A 17,117-nucleotide genomic window follows, 5' to 3' on the forward strand; every position below is an offset into this window, starting at 1 on the left:
CCCTTACCAAGGAAAATTGCATGCTGTCGAATATAACAATAAAAATGCGCCTGATTGCCACCATGAGTGTGCTGGGCTTGCTGATCGCCTTGCTGGGCGTGATGAGTATCATCAGCCTGAAATCGGCCAACAACAGCCTCAACGAGGTCTACAGCAACCAGCTGGCGTCGACGCAAGCGATCGGCGAATCGCAAATCGCCCTGGGCCGCGCCCGCTTCACGATGGACCGCGTGATGGTGCACCCGGATGCGGCCGATGCCAAGGAGACCCTGGCGCGTGCCGAACAATTCCTGGAAGCGTCCAACAAGTCCTGGAAGGTGTACCTGGGCTTGCCGCAAGGCGTGGACGAAAAGCGCCTGTCCGACGACATGGACAAGAAGCGCAGCGACTATATCAACAATGGCGTGCTGGTCATGAGCAAGGCTTTGCGTGAAGGTAACATCGAACAAGCTGACGGCTTGATGATGAAGGGGCTGTCGCCGCTGTACCGTACCCTGGACCAGGCTGCCGAAACATTGACGCAATTCCAGGCTACTTCGGCCGCCGCGATGTATGCGGAAAGCCAGGCTAGTTACCGCACGCAAGTGACCATGGCCATCATCGGCATGCTGGTGGGCGCCTTGCTGACGATTATTTCCAGCTTCTTGCTGCTGCGTGCCATCTTCGGCCCGCTGGATCAGGCCCTGCGCCATTTCGGTGCTATTGCCGACGGCAACCTGGCCAATGATATCGTCATCACGCGCAACGACGAGATGGGCGCCCTGCTGACGGGCTTGCAGAAAATGCAGGAACGCCTGTCGACCACCGTGCGCGGCGTGCGCGACGGCAGCGGCGCCATCGCCACGGCCAGCAATGAAATCGCCTCGGGCAACCTTGATTTATCGAGCCGCACGGAACAGCAAGCGTCCAGCCTGGAAGAAACGGCCTCCTCGCTGGAAGAGCTGACCTCGACCGTCAAGCAGAATTCCGACAATGCGCGCCAGGCGAACCAGCTGGCCGTCTCCGCTTCGGACGTGGCCGTCAAGGGTGGCGCGCTGGTGGCGCAAGTGGTCGATACCATGGGCACCATCAGCGAATCGTCGAAAAAGATCGCCGACATCATCGGCGTGATCGATGGCATTGCCTTCCAGACCAACATCCTGGCCCTGAACGCGGCTGTGGAAGCGGCGCGTGCCGGTGAGCAAGGTCGTGGCTTTGCCGTCGTCGCCACGGAAGTGCGCAACCTGGCGCACCGCTCGGCCAGCGCCGCCAAGGATATCAAGGTGCTCATCGAAGCGTCGGTGCAGAACGTGGGTGCCGGCAGCGCGCTGGTCAGCCAGACGGGCACGACGATGGACGAAATCGTCTCCAGCATCCGCCGCGTGACGGACATCATGGGCGAAATCAGCGCCGCCGGCCGCGAGCAGGAACTGGGCATCGGCCAGATCAATCAAGCGGTGGCGGAAATGGATACCGTGACGCAACAAAATGCGGCACTGGTGGAAGAAGCGGCAGCCGCTTCGGAATCGATGCAGGAGCAGGCGGCGGCGCTGGCCGAAATGGTCAGCATCTTCAAACTCGACGCCGCCCACAGCGGCCCGGCAGCGGCCAAGCCTGCCTTGCGCAAGCCTGTCGTGGCCGCCGCCAGCACAGCCTTGAAACGCCCGGCCCTGCACCTGGCACCGGCCCGCGCTGCGGCAGCACCTGTCGCGGCCGCCAAGCCGCGTCCAGCCAAGCCCGCCGCAGATAGCAGCGGCGAGTGGGAAGAGTTCTAAGTGACTGCTTAAATTACTGCGCTTACAGGGCCACCTTGCTGCCCTGTTCCTGCAGCAGCGCCGCCTCGGCCAGGGCCTGGGCGCGCGCTTCCTCTGCCGCCTGTTCCGCTTTCTCATGCGCATCATGGCGCGCCTGCAAGGCCGCTCGCGCGCGCACGAAGACGATCTTGATGGCCGCCATCACGGGCACGGACAGGAAGATGCCCACCACGCCCCCCAACTGGTCGCCGGCCAGCAAGCCGACGATCACCATCAGCGGGCTCACTTCCACGCCTTCGCTCATCAAGTACGGGTTGACCACGTAATCCTGGAACAAGCGGTAGGCGGCGATAAAGCCGATCAGCCAGAACACGTGATCGTAGCCGCTGAAACCGGCCACGACTACGGCGATGACGGCCGCCGCCAGCGGGCCGGCAAACGGGATGAATTCCAGCAAGGCGGCGGCGCCCGCCAGCAGCAGGCTGTACGGCACGCCCATCAGGGAAAAGGCGATGCTGTACGACACAAAAGTGGCGATCGACAACAGCAGCAGCGCGCGTACATAGCGCGACAGCAAGATGTCGAGGTCATCGATGATGGCGCCCCAGAGTTTCTTGTTCGGCCGGTTCAGCAAGGACAGCAAGCCATCGCGCATGTCCGGGCCTTCCTTGATCAGCAAAAAGCTCAGCACGGGCACCAGCACCAGATAGATCAGGTTGCTGGCCGCATGCATGACGGTCAGGCCCAGTTCCTTCGCCAGCGGCATGGCTTGTCCCGTACCGCTGCTCAGCTGTGTCTGCATGAACGACAGCAGGCGCGCGCGCAAGGGTTCCATGAATTCCGGCAAGGGGATGCGCTCGGCAAAATTATTGCCTTTAAGCAGTGTTGGCAATTGATCGCTGAGCTTGATCGCCTCTTCCTCGATGCGCGCCCCGAAAATGGAACCCAGTATCGCCACCAGCAAGATCACCACCAGGAAGACGATGCCGATATTGGCCGTGCGCGGCAGGCGCTTCGGCCCATAGCGCTCCAGCAGCCCGATCAGTGGATACACGAGATAGCTGAAGAAAATGGCAAACACCACCACGATCAGGGTCGACGAGACCTTGTAGGTGAGGAAGAGCAGGAAGGCGATGAGGAAAGCCGTCCATACCATCTTGGCGACGCGCAGATTAAAACCGAACATAAGAATTCCTTAGACAGAGTTGCTGCTCAAGCGTGGTTGAGCTTGAGTTCAATAGATGCGCAGGGCAGGGATTCGGCGTAGCCGCACAGTAAGAAATCATACTGCAAAATAGCAAAATGCCATTTGCCTATGCGTGGGGGCAATCTTTCAGTGCTGTATGACATCACCCACCACCCGTTCGCGGCTGGGGGGCGTACCGAACATGCGCGTGTATTCGCGGCTGAATTGCGAGGCACTTTCATAGCCCACCTGATACGCGGCTTGCGAGGCATTGGCCGCGCGCGTGACGATCAGGCGCCGCGCTTGTAGCAGACGCAGCTGTTTTTGATATTGCAGCGGCGTCAGCGACGTGATGCTTTTGAAGTGCGCATGGAAGGACGAGACGCTCATGCCGGCCAGCGCCGCCAGGCGCCCGATACCGATGGGGGCGGTAAAATCCGCTTGCATCAGGTGGATGGCTTCGGCGATGCGCAGGGTGCGGCTGTCGGGCGCCACCAGGCGGCGTAATTGTTCGCCTTGCGGGCTGCTCAGCAGCCAGTAATACAGTTCGCGCAGGATGGATGGCGCCAGCATGGCGATGGCGCGCGGCTGGCCCAGCAGTTGCACCAGCCGCAGCAGGCAATCGGCCGCCTGCTCTTCCAGCCGTCCCACGAAGACGCCCAGCGCCGCCGTGCCCGGCGCGACAGCCTCTCCGTCGAGCTGGCGGATCACGTCTTGCAACAGCTTGACGTCGAGTTCGAGGATTAGCGCGAGGAAGGGATGCTCCGGTGTGGCGTGCGTCACCCTGCCAAGAATAGGCAAGTCCACGCTGACAATCAAAAATTCCATGGCGCCGTAATCGAACAGCGCATCGCCCAGCATCACTTGCTTGGCGCCTTGCACGGCCAGGCACAGGGCGGGCGTGTACAGCGCATAGGCGGGCAGGGTTTTTTCGCCTATGCGCATCAGTTTCAGCGCTGTGATATCGGTCGCATAAAAGCCATCCGGCGTGTTGCGCGTTGCGGTATGCGCGGCGATGGCGGCCGCCAGTGGGGTAGTGGACATGGCATTCCTGGTCTGATAGCAGCAACGGTGCTGACTTTTTTTTGTGCAGCCATCGTAGCGTGCCTGTTCGTCGGCTGGCAAGCGGCTTGGAGTTTTAGGCATGGAATGTGGAGTTTTGCCTATTCACGCGGATCGCCTGCGGCGCGACACTGGTCTCCTCTTCACCCACCCAAGGAATGCACATGTCAACCACTCAAACAATCGCACTGGTGACGGGCGCCAGCCGCGGCCTGGGCCGCAATGCCGCCCTGCACTTGGCCCGGCAAGGCGTCGATGTCATCCTCACCTACCATGCGCAGCGTGGCGAAGCCGAAGCCGTGGCGGCCGAAATCGGGCAACTGGGCCGCCGCGCCGCCGTCTTGCAACTCGACTGCGGCGACGTGGCCTCGTTCGATGGTTTTTCGCATGCGCTGCAAGCCATCTTGCAAGGCTGGGGCCGCGATACCCTGGATTATTTGGTCAACAATGCCGGTATCGGCCTGATGGCGCCGTTTGCCGATACCAGTGAGGCCATGTTCGATCAGCTCATGAATATCCATTTCAAGGGCGTCTACTTCCTGACCCAGACTCTGCTGCCAGTGATCGCCGATGGCGGGCGCATCCTGAACCTGTCGAGCGGCTTGACCCGCTTCAGCTTGCCGGGCATGTCGGCCTACGCGGCCATGAAGGGCGCGGTCGAGGTGATGACGCGCTACCTGGCCAAAGAATTGGGCGCGCGCGGCATCACCGTCAACACGGTGGCGCCGGGCGCCATCGCCACGGATTTCGGTGGCGGCGACGTGCGCGACAATCCGCAGACGAACCAGTTCATCGCCGCGCAAACGGCGCTGGGCCGCGTGGGCCAGCCGGATGACATCGGTGCCATGATCGCTTCGCTGTTGTCGGACAGCAACCGCTGGGTCAATGGCCAGCGCATCGAAGTCTCGGGCGGCGCCTACTTGTAGGAGCTATTCTTTCTTCCAGCTGGCCACGTTGATGAAGACGCCGTTTTCCTTGTCCGGCTCGCGCAAGGTCACCGTGTAGCGGCCGCTGGCATCGCTGCCCGTAAACACGACCTTGTCGTCATGCCCCTTCACTTGGGCGCCCTTGGCCAGCTTGGCGTAGGTGTTGAGCACCCAGTGGAAATCGGCATAGCTGCGCAGGGTGATGTCGGCATCGGGCATGGGCTCTTCGCCGGCCTCGGCCGTTTCCGTGGGCGTGCGCATGGGCAAGCCCGCCAGGCCGGCCGGTGCGATGAGTTTGCCGCCGCTGGAACTGCTGTTCAGTTCCGCATTCGGCAGCAGCAGGTGCAGCAAGCTGGCGGGAAAGCCGGGCGGCACGTCGTTCGGCTCCCAGCCGGGCTGGCCGGGGCGGGTGGTGATGTATTCCACCACAGCAATGCTTTGCTGCTGCTCCGGCGCAGCCTGTGCCAGCATCGGTGGTCGCTGCCGCGCCCAGACCAGCAGCGGCGCGGCCATCTCGTCCTCTGCACCTGGTGGCAGGAACAGTGTCAGCACGGCATGCGTGGACGGCAGGCAGGCGGGGGCACAATGGCCATTGACGAGGCCCAGCGCCAACAGCTTGCGTTGCGGGTCGAACAGCATGGCGGCGCGCCATGCTCCGCGCGTGCCGGCATCGATGGAGGCCAGCACCGAGCGCCCATCGGGCAACATGGTGCGCGCGATGTCGTCCAGTGACTGCATGCTGTCGAGTACCTGGAGCGCGACCAGGGTGTCGTCCTGCGTATAGCTGCCACGCGCATAGCCGAGCAGCCTGAAGACGTCGGCGCGGATCTCGGGATGCGCGCTCAGGGGCAGCGGCGGCGAGGGCACGGGCACGGTGGCGGCCACGAAGGCGGCATCCTCGGCAGAAATGGCTTGCGCCATGCTGGAAAGCGGCAGGTACAGGGCAGCGCACAGTGACAGCATGTGCAGAGTGAATTTTCCTGGGGTGTTCAATGGCAATCCTTGTCGAGACGCCATGCCGATCCGCTTGCCGGCATGCGCGCGCCGCGATCTTAGCACTCCAGGAGTGAAACTCTTTCTGCTAAGCTTGGCTATTGAATCACTGTCCCCCCGTTGCCATGGCCAAGATCACCATTTCCTGCAGTATCCCCGTCGACGATGAGGCCGTGACCGAGTTCCTGTACAAGTACGTGCTTCAATCGCGTGTCGGCGCGGCCAGGAAATTGCGCATGGGAGAGAAGGGCTGCTTCTATACCTGTTCTTTGTACACGGACGAGCACGCCAAGGTGAGCCGTTTGATCCGCCGCATGCTGGCCTTCTTTGAGAGCAAGAACATCCCCTTGACCATCCTCAAGATCGGCGCCCGGGACAGCTGGGATGAGGTAGACCCCGAGCAGCGCGACCCGTGGAAGATTTCACCGCAAGCCTTGCTGGCGCTGCTCGATGCCACGCCCAACGGCGATGTTCAGGCGGCGTTGAGCACGTAGCGGTTCTTGCCGCTTTTCTTGGCCTGGTACAAGGATTCATCGGCACGCCGGTAGCTGTGCGACAAGTCCGCTTCCTTGATCATTTCCGCCATGCCGATGCTGACGGACACCTTGCGTTCCGGTACGAAAGCCGCCTCGACGCTGTCGACCAGTTGCGCGGCAAAGGCGCAGGCCGCGTTCTTTTCGCCCAGGTAGATGATGGCGAATTCCTCGCCGCCCAGGCGGCCGCACAGGTGCTCGCCCGACAGCCCCGCGATGACGTCGGCGATCTTTTTCAGCACCTCGTCGCCCGCGTCATGGCCGTACACGTCGTTGATTTGCTTGAAGTCGTCGATGTCGATCATTAAAAAATACGCGGGTGTGTGCGCCGTACGCTGCAGGATGCGGGCGCTTTGCGTAAACATGCGTCGATTGTTGAGTCCGGTCAAGCCATCCTTGTAGGCCATCGTCGCCAGTTCGCGCTGGGAGCGGTAGTTATGGATGCGCAAGACGAGAAAATAGATATTCAGCGCCAGGCCGATGATCACGCTGATGGTGACGGCCAGCACGGGCCAATGCTGGTCGGCCTGGCCCGCATGCACGGGAAACTGCCCCAGCCCCACGATGGCCCATACGCCCAGCGAGACGCCCAGGTAATACGCGATGCCGCTGAAGATGGGGGCCGTCGTCAAGGTGATCATCACGCCCAGTGGCAACACCCAAAAAGCGGGGTCTTCCGTGCCCAGCATCAGCACGCGAAAGCCGAAAGCGATGAACAGCACGCTGATGGTACCGCTGACGATGATCGCCTGCAGCGACCTGGCATAGACGGTCAGCAGCAGCCCCACCAGCATGCCCGCCACGCCCAGCGCCGCCTGCGCATGATCGAGCGAAGCGCGCGACAAGGTCAGGCTGAACGTGACCAGCCAGCAAGCCAGGCCAAACGTCAGGATCGCTATCGAAATGAAATGCAGTTCCTTGAAAAAGCGCTGCTGCTGCTCCCGTTCTCCTGAAAAGAACAGGTAATAGAAGGCAGGAGACAGGCTGCGCGAAGTGAACATTGCATTTGTCCAGGCAGACAACACGCCTTGCGGCAAGGCCGCCTCCCGGCAACGGCAGGCGGCATGGCGCGCGTACAAAAGTAGTTGCGCTCAGGAACTAGTGTACTGGTTTCTTGGGGGGATTGGTGATCCAGGCGAGGAAATTGGCGGCCAGTGTTCTGCCGCCGCCACAGTGAGCGTCACAGCTCGCGCGTCAGCACCTGGCCGACCAGGTCCTTGCCAAAGCTGTGATGCGCTTCTTCCTCGACCAGCTGGAAGCCAGCCTTGTCGTAGATGCGGCGCGCGCCGGTGAGGATGCTATTGGTCCACAATACCATGTTCGTATAGCCGACCTGGCGGCTGAAGCGCAGGCATTCATCGACCAGCCGGCTGCCGATGCCCAGGCCGCGCGCGCACGGATCGACATACAGCAGGCGCAGCTTGGCCGTCGTGTCGTCCTGGCGCACGATGAAGACCGAACCGATCACCTTGCCGTCCTTCTCGGCGATCCAGCAGCGCTCACGGACCGGGTCGAATTCCCGCACGAATTTGGCAAGGATGTCGGCAACGAGTGCCTCGTACTCGTTGTTCCAGCCATATTCCTGCGCATACAGCACGGCTTGCCGGTGGATGATCCAGCCCATGTCGCCCGGCTGCGGGTTGCGCAGGATATAACTGGACGACGTTTCTCCGAGCAAGCCCTGGATTTGGCCCATGGCAGCGACCAGTTCCTGCTGCACCGTTGGCGGCAAACGTTCCAGCATGGCCGTCACTTCGCGACGCGAGGCATCGACCAGGGGCGCGAGGGTGCGCTGTCCCTGTTCGGTCAGCTGCAATTGCGCCGCGCGTGCATCCGTGGGCGAGCGCGTCTTGGCGATCAATCCCTGTTTTTCAAACCCGGCAATAACCCGGCTCAGATAGCCCGCGTTCAAGCCCAGCTCGCGGCACAAGTCCGCGCTGGTCAGTTGCTCCCGGTGCGCCAGTTCATACAGGATGCGTACTTCCGTCAGCGAAAATGCGCTGTCTAGCAAGTGTTCATGCAGCACGCCAATCTGGCGTGTATAGAAACGGTTGAAACGACGCACGATCTCCGTGCGCTCGCTGAGTGATTCCGTGGACATTGCCGGCTCCAGTTGCTTGCTTATGGTAGATTATTGATTGCTTTTGGCAAGTATGTCAATATGGTAGCAGGATTTTGACGTGCATAAAAAAAGCGGCCCCGAAGAGGGCCGCCTTGGCTGTCACGAAAACCAGGGAAGCTGGCTTACACGTCGATATTGCCCGCCCGCAGCGCATTATTCTCAATAAACGCCCTGCGTGGTTCCACATCATCGCCCATCAGCGTCGTGAAGATCTGATCCGCCGCAATCGCGTCTTCGATCTGCACCTTCAACAAGCGGCGTACGGTCGGGTCCATCGTGGTTTCCCACAGCTGGGCCGGGTTCATCTCGCCCAGACCTTTGTAGCGCTGTTTCGAGACGGTGCGTTCGGCTTCGTCGCGCAGCCATTGCATGGCTTGGTGGAAGTCGACCACGGCGATTTCCTTCATGCGTTCGCCTTCGCCGCGGCGCACGAAGGCGCCTTCGCCGATCAGGCCTTCGAAGGTGGCGGCGCCGCTGCTCAGCACGGCGTAGTCCGGGCCTTGCACGAAGTCGGCGTCGATGGCCGTCACTTTGATGTTGCCGTGGTGCATGCGCTCGATGCGCAGCATGTGTTTTTCCGACAAGTCGTCGGAACGCACATGCACTTTCACGGCGCTGTCGTTGATGGCCGTCTGCAGGGCCAGGGCGGAGGTTTCCGCCAGGTCCAGGGTCGACAGGTCCAGCTGCACGCCCGTCATGATGGCCGTCAGGGCGGCGCGGTCGATGACGCGCGTCAGACGCGTCATGATGGTGTTCGACAGGTTGAACTTGCGCACCAGTTCCGTCAGCGTCTCGCCGGAAATGCCTTCCGCGCCTGTGCGCGGCACCAGCACGGCCGTGTTCAGCGCCACCGTCATCATGTAGCTCGCTTCTTCGGCGTCATCTTTCAGATAGCGCTCGTCGCGGCCCGATTTCACTTTGTACAGTGGCGGTTGCGCGATGTAGATGTGGCCGCGCTCGACCAGTTGCGGCATCTGGCGGTAGAACAGGGTCAGCAGCAGGGTACGGATGTGGGCGCCGTCGACGTCCGCATCGGTCATGATGATGATGCGGTGGTAGCGCAGCTTTTCGACGTTGAATTCGTCCGGTCCGATCGAGGTGCCGAGCGTGGCGATCAGGGTGGTGATCTGCTCGGACGACAGCATTTTCTCGAAACGGGCTTTTTCCACGTTCAGCACTTTACCGCGCAGCGGCAGAATCGCCTGGAACTTGCGGTCGCGTCCTTGTTTTGCCGAGCCACCTGCCGAGTCACCCTCGACGATGTACAGTTCGCACAGGGCCGGGTCTTTTTCCTGGCAGTCGGCCAGCTTGGCCGACAGGCCCAGGCCATCCATGATGCCTTTGCGGCGCGTCAAGTCGCGGGCCTTGCGGGCCGCTTCACGGGCGCGTGCCGCTTCGACGATCTTGCCGCAAATGATCTTGGCGTCGTTCGGTTTTTCTTGCAGGTAATCGGCCAGGGTCTTGGCGACGATCTCTTCGACGGGGCCGCGCACTTCTGACGACACCAGCTTGTCTTTCGTCTGCGACGAGAATTTCGGTTCTGGCACTTTCACGGACAGCACGCAGGTCAGGCCTTCACGCATGTCGTCGCCGCTGATTTCCACTTTCGCCTTTTTGGCGAACTCGTGTTCATCGATGTATTTGTTGATCACGCGCGTCATCGCCGCGCGCAAGCCCGTCAGGTGGGTGCCGCCGTCGCGTTGCGGGATGTTATTCGTAAAGCACAGCACCTGTTCGTTGTAGGCATCGTTCCACTGCATCGACACGTCGACCGAGATGTTCGTGCCCTGGTCCGACAGGCGCTCGCCCGTGGCCTGGAAAATGGTCGGGTGCAAGACCGACTTGGCCTTGTTGATGTACTCGACGAAGCCGCGCGTGCCGCCTTCGAAGGCGAAGATTTCTTCCTTGCCCGTGCGCTGGTCGGACAATTTGATCTTGACGCCATTGTTCAGGAAGGACAGTTCGCGGATGCGCTTGGCCAGGATTTCGTAGTGGAATTCCACATGCGTGAAAATCTCTTCGTCGGCCCAGAAATGCACGTCGGTGCCGCGCTTGTCCGTTTCGCCGATGACCTTGATCGGCGAGGTGGCGATGTCGCCCACCATGACGATCTGGCGGTCTTGCGGCACGCCGCGCACGAATTCCATGTGATGCACTTTGCCATCGCGGCGGATGGTCAGTTTCAGCAATTTCGACAGGCCATTGACGCAGGATACACCCACGCCATGCAGACCGCCCGATACCTTGTACGAGTTCTGGTCGAACTTGCCGCCCGCGTGCAGCTCGGTCATGACGATTTCCGCCGCCGAACGCTTCGGATCGTGCTTGTCGTCCATTTTCAGGCCGGTCGGCACGCCGCGGCCATTGTCGGTGATCGAGATCGAATTGTCGCTGTGGATGGTGACGTGGATGTCCGTGCAGTGGCCGGCCAGCGATTCATCGATGGAGTTGTCCAGCACTTCGAATACCAGGTGGTGCAAGCCGGTGCCGTCCGAGGTGTCGCCAATGTACATGCCCGGGCGTTTGCGTACGGCTTCCAGACCTTCCAGGATCTGGATGGAGGAGGCGCCGTATTCTTCCGTGATGGCCTGGATCGGGGTGTCTTGTGGATTCTCGGACATGGACTGCTTTCTCAAATAACGATTGCTGATTGATTCGGGGCTGCTGGCTGATGACCGTAGGTCGGGTTAGCCGGAATGGCGTAACCCGACAGACGGCGATTCAGCATGTCGGATTACGCTGCGCTAATCCGACCTACGTCACTGCTGTGGTCTTTAGATCCGCATCGGCATGACGACATACTTGAAGTCGGCATTGTCCGGGATGGAGATCAGGGCGGACGAGTTCGAGTCGCCCAGCGCGATGTTGACGTATTCGCATTTCAGGTTGTTCAGCACGTCCAGCAGATACGTCACGTTGAAGCCGATGTCGACGGAATCGCCGCCGTAATCGATTTCCAGCTCTTCGACGGCTTCTTCCTGGTCCGCATTGGTCGAGCTGATCTTCATGCTGCCCGGGGTGATGATGCAGCGCACGCCCTTGAACTTGTCGCTGGTCATGATGGCGGCACGTTGCAGCGAGCGCAGCAGTTCATCGCGGCCGATGGTGAAGTCGTTTTTGTAGCCTTTTGGAATCACGCGCGTGTAGTCGGGGAACTTGCCTTCCACCAGCTTCGAGATCAGCTCGATGTCGGCAAAGGTCAGTTTCACCTGATTGGCGGCGATGTCCAGCTGCACCGGTTCATCGTTCTCTTCCAGCAGGCGCTGCAGTTCGATGATGGTCTTGCGCGGGATAATCACTTCCTGGCGCGCAAACGTCTGCTCGGTGGCGACCTGGCAAAACGCCAGACGGTGGCCGTCGGTGGCCACGGCGATGACATTATTGCCATCCAGAACCAGCAGCAAGCCGTTCAGGTAGTAGCGGATGTCTTGCTGCGCCATCGAGAAATGCACCATGTTGAACAGGTGCTTCAGCGTTTTCTGCGGCAGGGTAACGCTGGCGTTGTAGCTTTCCGCCTGTTGCACGGTTGGAAACTCTTCCGCCGCCAGGGTTTGCAGGGCGAAGCGCGACTTGCCCGTTTGCACGGTCAGGCGCTTGTTCAGCAGGGTCATCGTGACGTCGCCCGATTCGGGCAGGGCGCGCAAAATGTCCAGCAGCTTGCGCGCGGCCACGGTGGTGCCGGTAACGTCCGCACCGGAACCGATTTCCGCGTGCGTGGTGATCTGCACTTCGGTGTCGGTCGACAGGAAGGAGACATTTTCACCGTCTTTGCGGATGAGGATATTGGCCAGAATCGGCATAGTGTGCCGACGCTCGACAATACCGCTCACGATCTGCAGTGGCCGGAGAAGGGTATCTCGGGTGGTTTTGACCAATTGCATATTTATCCTCAATGTATAGGTTGAACAGTACGATGTTTAACGTATTAATTTAACAATTGTTGCCATAGGGAGCCCCGACAGACCGGCTGCGGCGCCCTCCCAGATGATAAGGGTAAAGCACGTTTTGAGCCAGTCTTGCCAAATGGTGCTTAGCCCTTCAACGTTTGCTCCAGTACATGCAATTCGTGGTTGCATTCCGGGTTCTTGGTGCGGTCCAGCGCGATCTTGCGCACGGCATGCAGCACCGTGGTGTGGTCGCGGCCGCCGAACAGCTCGCCGATTTCCGGCAGGCTCTTCTGTGTCAATTCCTTGGCCAGGTACATGGCGATCTGACGCGGCCGGGCGATATTTGCGGGCCGGCGCTTGGAATACATGTCGGCTACCTTGATATTGAAGAAGTCGGCCACCGTTTTCTGGATGTTTTCCACGGAAATCTGGCGGTTTTGCACCGACAACAAGTCCTTCAGGGCTTCCTTGACGATATCGATCGTGATGTCCTTGCCATGGAAACGCGAGTACGCCAGAATTTTGCGCAGCGCGCCTTCGAGCTCGCGCACGTTCGAGCGCAAGTGCTTGGCGACAAAGAAGGCCACGTCGTCGGAGAAGGTCACGCCTTCCTGCTTGGCTTTTTTCAGCAAGATCGCCACGCGCATTTCCAGTTCCGGCGGCTCGATGGCCACCGTCAGGCCCGAGTCGAAGCGCGAAATCAGGCGGTCGTCCATGCCCGTGATTTCTTTCGGATAGGTATCCGAGGTGATGATGATCTGTTTCTTTGCGGCAATTAATGCCTCGAACGCATAGAAAAACTCTTCCTGCGTACGGCTCTTGCCGCCAAAGAACTGGATATCATCGATCAGCAGCATGTCGAGCGAGTGATAGTAGTGCTTGAAATCGTCGAAACCCTTGCGCTGGTAAGCGGTCACTACGTCGCGAACGTACTGTTCTGCGTGGATGTAGCGAATCTTCGCGCCCGGATTGTCGGCCATCACCTGGTTGCCGATGGCGTGGATCAAGTGGGTTTTACCCAGGCCGACGCCGCCGTAGAAGAACAGCGGGTTATATGACACGCCCGGATTGTTCGCCACCTGGATGGCGGCGGCGCGCGCCAGCTGGTTGGCCTTACCCGTCACGAAGCTGTCGAAAGTCAGGTCGGTGTTGATGCGGCTCTGCTCGCGGCGCGGCGCCGCGCCGATGCTCAGTTCCGGCACGCTGGGCTGCGGTTCCGCGGCGCGCGCGCTGGGCGCGCCGCCATTCGGATCGCTGGCCGGGGTGCTGGCGGTGACGGGCTTCTTCGGCAGGGCCAGGCGCGGGTCGAGCACGAACTGCACTTCCGTGGGCGCTTCGAAGTACTGTATGGCCAGCGCAGTGATGCGGCTGGCGAACTGGGTCTTGACCCAATCGAGCTTGAAGCGATTGGGCGCAGCAATGCGCAGCTTGCCCTCTTCGTAATCGAGAGGGATAAGCGGTTTGATCCACGCACTGAATTGTTGCGGTGTCAGCTCCAGTTCCAACTGCGCGGAACAGGCCTGCCAGAAATTATCCATGTATGTCTATGTGAAAAGGTGTGGGAGGGCGTATCGATTCTGCCCTGCGTTCACCGTGTTGCAAGGCCGGCGTCGCGCGAGGGCTCGCCACACGTAACGCGCTATTCTACTCCCGACTGCCAAAGTTATCCACAGGCACGGCTGTTATTTTTCTGTGGCGGGGTGGGGCGCCGTGTGTATAAGAGGCGACTTATCCCCCGGTTATCCCGATGCAGGCAGTGCTGGCGCGGCCTGTGGCGGGGGCGTGCCGGTGGATGGGGTCCGGCGCGAAAATTTCCAGGCGATCACTGCAATCCTTGACAAGAGGGGGGCATATGCTGAATAATTCAGGGTTCCCCGCCCGTATTCCGTGTTTATTCATTTGGAACGACAATATGGACTAAGCGTGGATTAAGCGGGCGATGAGATTGGCCAGCTTGTGCCTTGGCATAAGTGCGCGATTGTCATTGGCACCAAAAACTGACGGGACGTCAGACCCGATTTTGCATTTTTTTTGTTTTTAGCGAGACCAACATGAAACGTACTTACCAACCTTCCGTCGTTCGCCGCAAGCGTACGCACGGCTTCCGCGCTCGTATGGCTACCCGTGGTGGCCGTGATGTGCTCAACGCACGTCGCGCAAAGGGCCGCAAACGTCTGGCCGTATAGGCTTGTCGTTGACAGCTGATCGCGTGGCTAGCTGTACTCCAGTCGGCAATCAACGCGAAGGTTCACACGACTTCGCGCGCGTTCGGCGTATCGTTAAAACGGATGAATTTTCATCCGTTTTTCGTTTGCGCCCTTCGCAAAAAACAGCGCATTTTGTGCTGTACACCCGACACAATCAATTGCCGCATGCGCGGCTGGGCGTCGTTGTGGCGAAGCGTTTCGCGCCACGCGCGGCGACCCGCAACACGATCAAGCGCGTCACGCGCGAGCTGTTTCGCAACAGCGCGATGCCGCCGGTCGACTGCGTGGTGCGTTTGTCGCGCGCCGTCAACAGCAAGGATGGTCCGGCCACCACGACCAAGCTCAAAGCCGAGCTGCGTGAAGAATTGGGCCGCCTGTTCGCGGCGCAAATCGCCGCCCAGGCCCGTTCTGTTGCTGCGCCACCACCGTCCGCGCCATGAAAACCCTGTTGCTGTTCCTGCTGCGCGCTTATCAGTTGCTGATCAGCCCCATGCTGGGACAGAATTGCCGTTTCTATCCGAGCTGTTCGCATTACGCGATGGAAGCGCTGCGCGTGCACGGTACTGCCAAGGGCAGCCTGCTGGCTGCCAAGCGGCTGTGCCGTTGCCACCCCTGGAATGAAGGGGGCGTCGACCCGGTGCCGCCGGCCGATTGCAAACAATCTTCAACGACCGCTTGCGGTTGCAACCACTCCTGACAAATACCCTAATGGATATCAATAAACGTACCATCCTGTGGATCGTGTTTTCCGTCTCGCTGGTAATTCTCTGGAACGAATGGATGATCTCGAACGGCAAGCCGTCGATGTTCTCCGCGAACACGGAACAAACCGCCAAGGCGCCTGCGACCCCTGCCAAGACGGCTGCCCTGCCAGCTGCGGCAGGCGTGCCTGCCCTGCCGGGTGAGGCTGTCGATCCCGCCGCGTTCAAGCGCGAAGTGATTACCATCACCACCGACGTCATCAAGGTCGACATCGACACCCTGGGCGGCCAGGTCAAGCGTCTGGAATTGCTGAAGTTCAAGGGCGCGGGCAATCCGGGCTGGTTTGGCGGTTGCTTCGGCCTGTTCAAGGTATGCCAGCCTGACGACGGCAAGCAAAACGAAGTGCTGTTCGACGAAGGCGCGAACCATACTTACCTGGCGCAATCGGGCCTGGTCGGCGGTCCATTCCCTACCCATGCGAGCGGTTTCACTGTGCAGCCTGGCGTACGTACCCTGGCCGATGGCAAGCAAATTCAACTGGTGATGGAAGCGGTCGAAGGCGGCGTCAAGTTGACCAAGACGTTTACCTTCAAGCGCGGCGACTACGTCATCGACGTGCGCCACGACGTGGCCAACGTGGGCGCAGCGCCCGTCACGCCCCAGCTGTATCTGCAACTGACGCATGACGGCAACAAGCCGGTCGGCGACTCGTTCTTTAACAGCAGTTTCACGGGCCCGACCCTGTACACGCCGCAAGACAAGTACCAGAAGCTGACGTTCGAGAAGATCGAAAAAGCCGCCGTGGAAGACGAGAAGAAGGGCAACGACAACGCCATGAAGGGCCTGCACCCGGCCACGGCGACTGGCGGCTGGTTTGCGATTTCGCAACATTTCTTCGTTTCCGCCTTTGTTCCGCCTGAAAACGTCAAGCGCGACATCTTCACCAAGAAGGTCGGCACCAACCTGTACGCCATCGGCAACGTGCTGCCTCTGCCTACCCTGGCGCCAGGCGCCACGGCCAGCATGGACAGCAAGCTGTACTCAGGTCCGCAAATCGCGCATCTGCTGGAAAACGTCTCGCCTGGCCTGGAACTGGTCAAGGATTACGGCTGGCTGACCATCATCGCCAAGCCGATGTTCTGGGTCATGGAACAGATCCACAGCGTGCTGGGTAACTGGGGCTGGACCATCATCGCCTTCACGATCCTGATCAAGCTGGCGTTCTTCCCCTTGTCGGCTGCCGGCTACCGCAGCATGGCCAAGATGAAACTGGTCACGCCGAAGATGCAAGCCATCCGCGAACGCTTCAAAGGCGATCCGCAAAAGATGAACCAGGCCACGATGGAGCTGTACAAGACGGAAAAGATCAATCCGCTGGGCGGCTGCCTGCCGATCCTGATCCAGATGCCCGTGTTTATCGCGCTGTACTGGGTGCTGAACGCGTCCGTGGAAATCCGCGGCGCGCCATGGATCGGCTGGATCACCGACCTGGCCCAGCATGACCCTTGGTGCATCCTGCCCGTGCTGTACGCGATCTCGATGTACATCACGACCAAGCTGAACCCGGCCCCGGCCGATCCGATGCAAGCGAAGATGATGCTGTTCATGCCTTTGGCATTCTCGGTGATGTTCTTCTTCTTCCCGTCGGGCTTGGTACTCTACTGGGTCGTCAACAACGTCCTGTCGATCGGCCAGCAATGGGTGATCACCAAGAAATACGCGCCTGCCGCCAAGTAATTCCGGCCAGCGAACAGAAAGCCCGCCTA

Annotated in this window: 15 protein-coding genes; 7 read left to right on the top strand and 8 right to left on the bottom strand. The window is 60.4% G+C overall.

Translation table 11 applies throughout. The annotated features are described in order from the left end of the window. Positions 1–20: 20 nt before the first annotated feature. Positions 21–1,754 (top strand): methyl-accepting chemotaxis protein, encoded by a 1,734-nt coding sequence (locus tag ACP7EG_RS24075; RefSeq protein ID WP_426089601.1) that lies wholly within the window; start codon positions 21–23, stop codon positions 1,752–1,754. Positions 1,755–1,776: 22 nt separating this feature from the next. Here ACP7EG_RS24075 and ACP7EG_RS24080 read toward each other — a convergent pair whose 3' ends face one another. Both ACP7EG_RS24080 and ACP7EG_RS24085 read right to left on the bottom strand, forming a co-directional pair. Further along, entirely contained in the window at positions 1,777–2,919 is a 1,143-nt protein-coding gene (locus ACP7EG_RS24080) for an AI-2E family transporter (protein ID WP_426089602.1), read from the bottom strand. Between the two features lie 147 nt (positions 2,920–3,066). Next, positions 3,067–3,963 carry an AraC family transcriptional regulator N-terminal domain-containing protein gene (locus tag ACP7EG_RS24085; RefSeq protein ID WP_426089603.1) on the bottom strand — a complete coding sequence of 299 codons (897 nt, stop codon included), beginning with the start codon at positions 3,961–3,963 and terminating at the stop codon, positions 3,067–3,069. A gap of 182 nt (positions 3,964–4,145) precedes the next feature. Between ACP7EG_RS24085 and ACP7EG_RS24090 the strand changes: the two genes are divergently transcribed. Next, positions 4,146–4,907, top strand: coding sequence for an SDR family NAD(P)-dependent oxidoreductase (locus tag ACP7EG_RS24090; protein WP_426089604.1), 762 nt, complete (start codon positions 4,146–4,148; stop codon positions 4,905–4,907). Between the two features lie 3 nt (positions 4,908–4,910). On the opposite strand, the gene ACP7EG_RS24095 is transcribed toward ACP7EG_RS24090, so the two are convergent. After that, positions 4,911–5,870, bottom strand: a complete 960-nt coding sequence (locus ACP7EG_RS24095) for a hypothetical protein (RefSeq protein ID WP_426089605.1) — start codon at positions 5,868–5,870, stop codon at positions 4,911–4,913. Positions 5,871–6,001: 131 nt separating this feature from the next. Here ACP7EG_RS24095 and ACP7EG_RS24100 point away from each other — a divergent pair, with 131 nt between their 5' ends. Then, positions 6,002–6,394 (top strand): hypothetical protein, encoded by a 393-nt coding sequence (locus ACP7EG_RS24100; protein ID WP_426089606.1) that lies wholly within the window; start codon positions 6,002–6,004, stop codon positions 6,392–6,394. Here the strand turns inward: ACP7EG_RS24100 and ACP7EG_RS24105 are convergent. The 5 genes from ACP7EG_RS24105 to dnaA form a co-directional block, all read right to left on the bottom strand. Next, the gene (locus ACP7EG_RS24105) at positions 6,373–7,434 is read right to left on the bottom strand and encodes a diguanylate cyclase (RefSeq protein ID WP_426089607.1); all 1,062 of its coding nucleotides are present in this window, start codon (positions 7,432–7,434) and stop codon (positions 6,373–6,375) included. The genes ACP7EG_RS24100 and ACP7EG_RS24105 overlap by 22 nt on opposite strands. A 179-nt stretch (positions 7,435–7,613) precedes the next feature. Further along, positions 7,614–8,534, bottom strand: a complete 921-nt coding sequence (locus ACP7EG_RS24110; RefSeq protein WP_426089608.1) for a bifunctional helix-turn-helix transcriptional regulator/GNAT family N-acetyltransferase — start codon at positions 8,532–8,534, stop codon at positions 7,614–7,616. A gap of 143 nt (positions 8,535–8,677) precedes the next feature. Continuing rightward, positions 8,678–11,176 carry a DNA topoisomerase (ATP-hydrolyzing) subunit B gene (gene gyrB / locus ACP7EG_RS24115; protein ID WP_426089609.1) on the bottom strand — a complete coding sequence of 833 codons (2,499 nt, stop codon included), beginning with the start codon at positions 11,174–11,176 and terminating at the stop codon, positions 8,678–8,680. Between the two features lie 153 nt (positions 11,177–11,329). Beyond that, positions 11,330–12,436 carry a DNA polymerase III subunit beta gene (dnaN, locus tag ACP7EG_RS24120; RefSeq protein ID WP_034754341.1) on the bottom strand — a complete coding sequence of 369 codons (1,107 nt, stop codon included), beginning with the start codon at positions 12,434–12,436 and terminating at the stop codon, positions 11,330–11,332. A 149-nt stretch (positions 12,437–12,585) separates the two neighbouring features. Beyond that, on the bottom strand, positions 12,586–13,980 hold the full coding sequence (gene dnaA, locus ACP7EG_RS24125) for a chromosomal replication initiator protein DnaA (RefSeq protein WP_034781304.1): 1,395 nt from the start codon (positions 13,978–13,980) through the stop codon (positions 12,586–12,588). Between the two features lie 513 nt (positions 13,981–14,493). Here dnaA and rpmH point away from each other — a divergent pair. Genes rpmH through yidC form a run of 4 tightly spaced genes read left to right on the top strand, consistent with a single transcriptional unit; the run spans position 14,494 to position 17,088 of the window. Next, positions 14,494–14,628, top strand: a complete 135-nt coding sequence (gene rpmH / locus ACP7EG_RS24130; RefSeq protein WP_010401996.1) for a 50S ribosomal protein L34 — start codon at positions 14,494–14,496, stop codon at positions 14,626–14,628. A 23-nt stretch (positions 14,629–14,651) separates the two neighbouring features. Continuing rightward, on the top strand, positions 14,652–15,089 hold the full coding sequence (gene rnpA, locus ACP7EG_RS24135; protein WP_096238200.1) for a ribonuclease P protein component: 438 nt from the start codon (positions 14,652–14,654) through the stop codon (positions 15,087–15,089). After that, positions 15,086–15,346, top strand: a complete 261-nt coding sequence (gene yidD / locus ACP7EG_RS24140; RefSeq protein WP_010401993.1) for a membrane protein insertion efficiency factor YidD — start codon at positions 15,086–15,088, stop codon at positions 15,344–15,346. Before rnpA ends, yidD begins: the two co-directional genes overlap by 4 nt. Positions 15,347–15,357: 11 nt before the next feature. Next, positions 15,358–17,088 (top strand): membrane protein insertase YidC, encoded by a 1,731-nt coding sequence (gene yidC, locus ACP7EG_RS24145; protein WP_426089610.1) that lies wholly within the window; start codon positions 15,358–15,360, stop codon positions 17,086–17,088. Positions 17,089–17,117 lie beyond the last annotated feature (29 nt).

This window comes from Janthinobacterium sp. PSPC1-1, assembly GCF_049897625.1.
Classification (GTDB): Bacteria; Pseudomonadota; Gammaproteobacteria; order Burkholderiales; family Burkholderiaceae_D; genus Janthinobacterium; species Janthinobacterium tructae.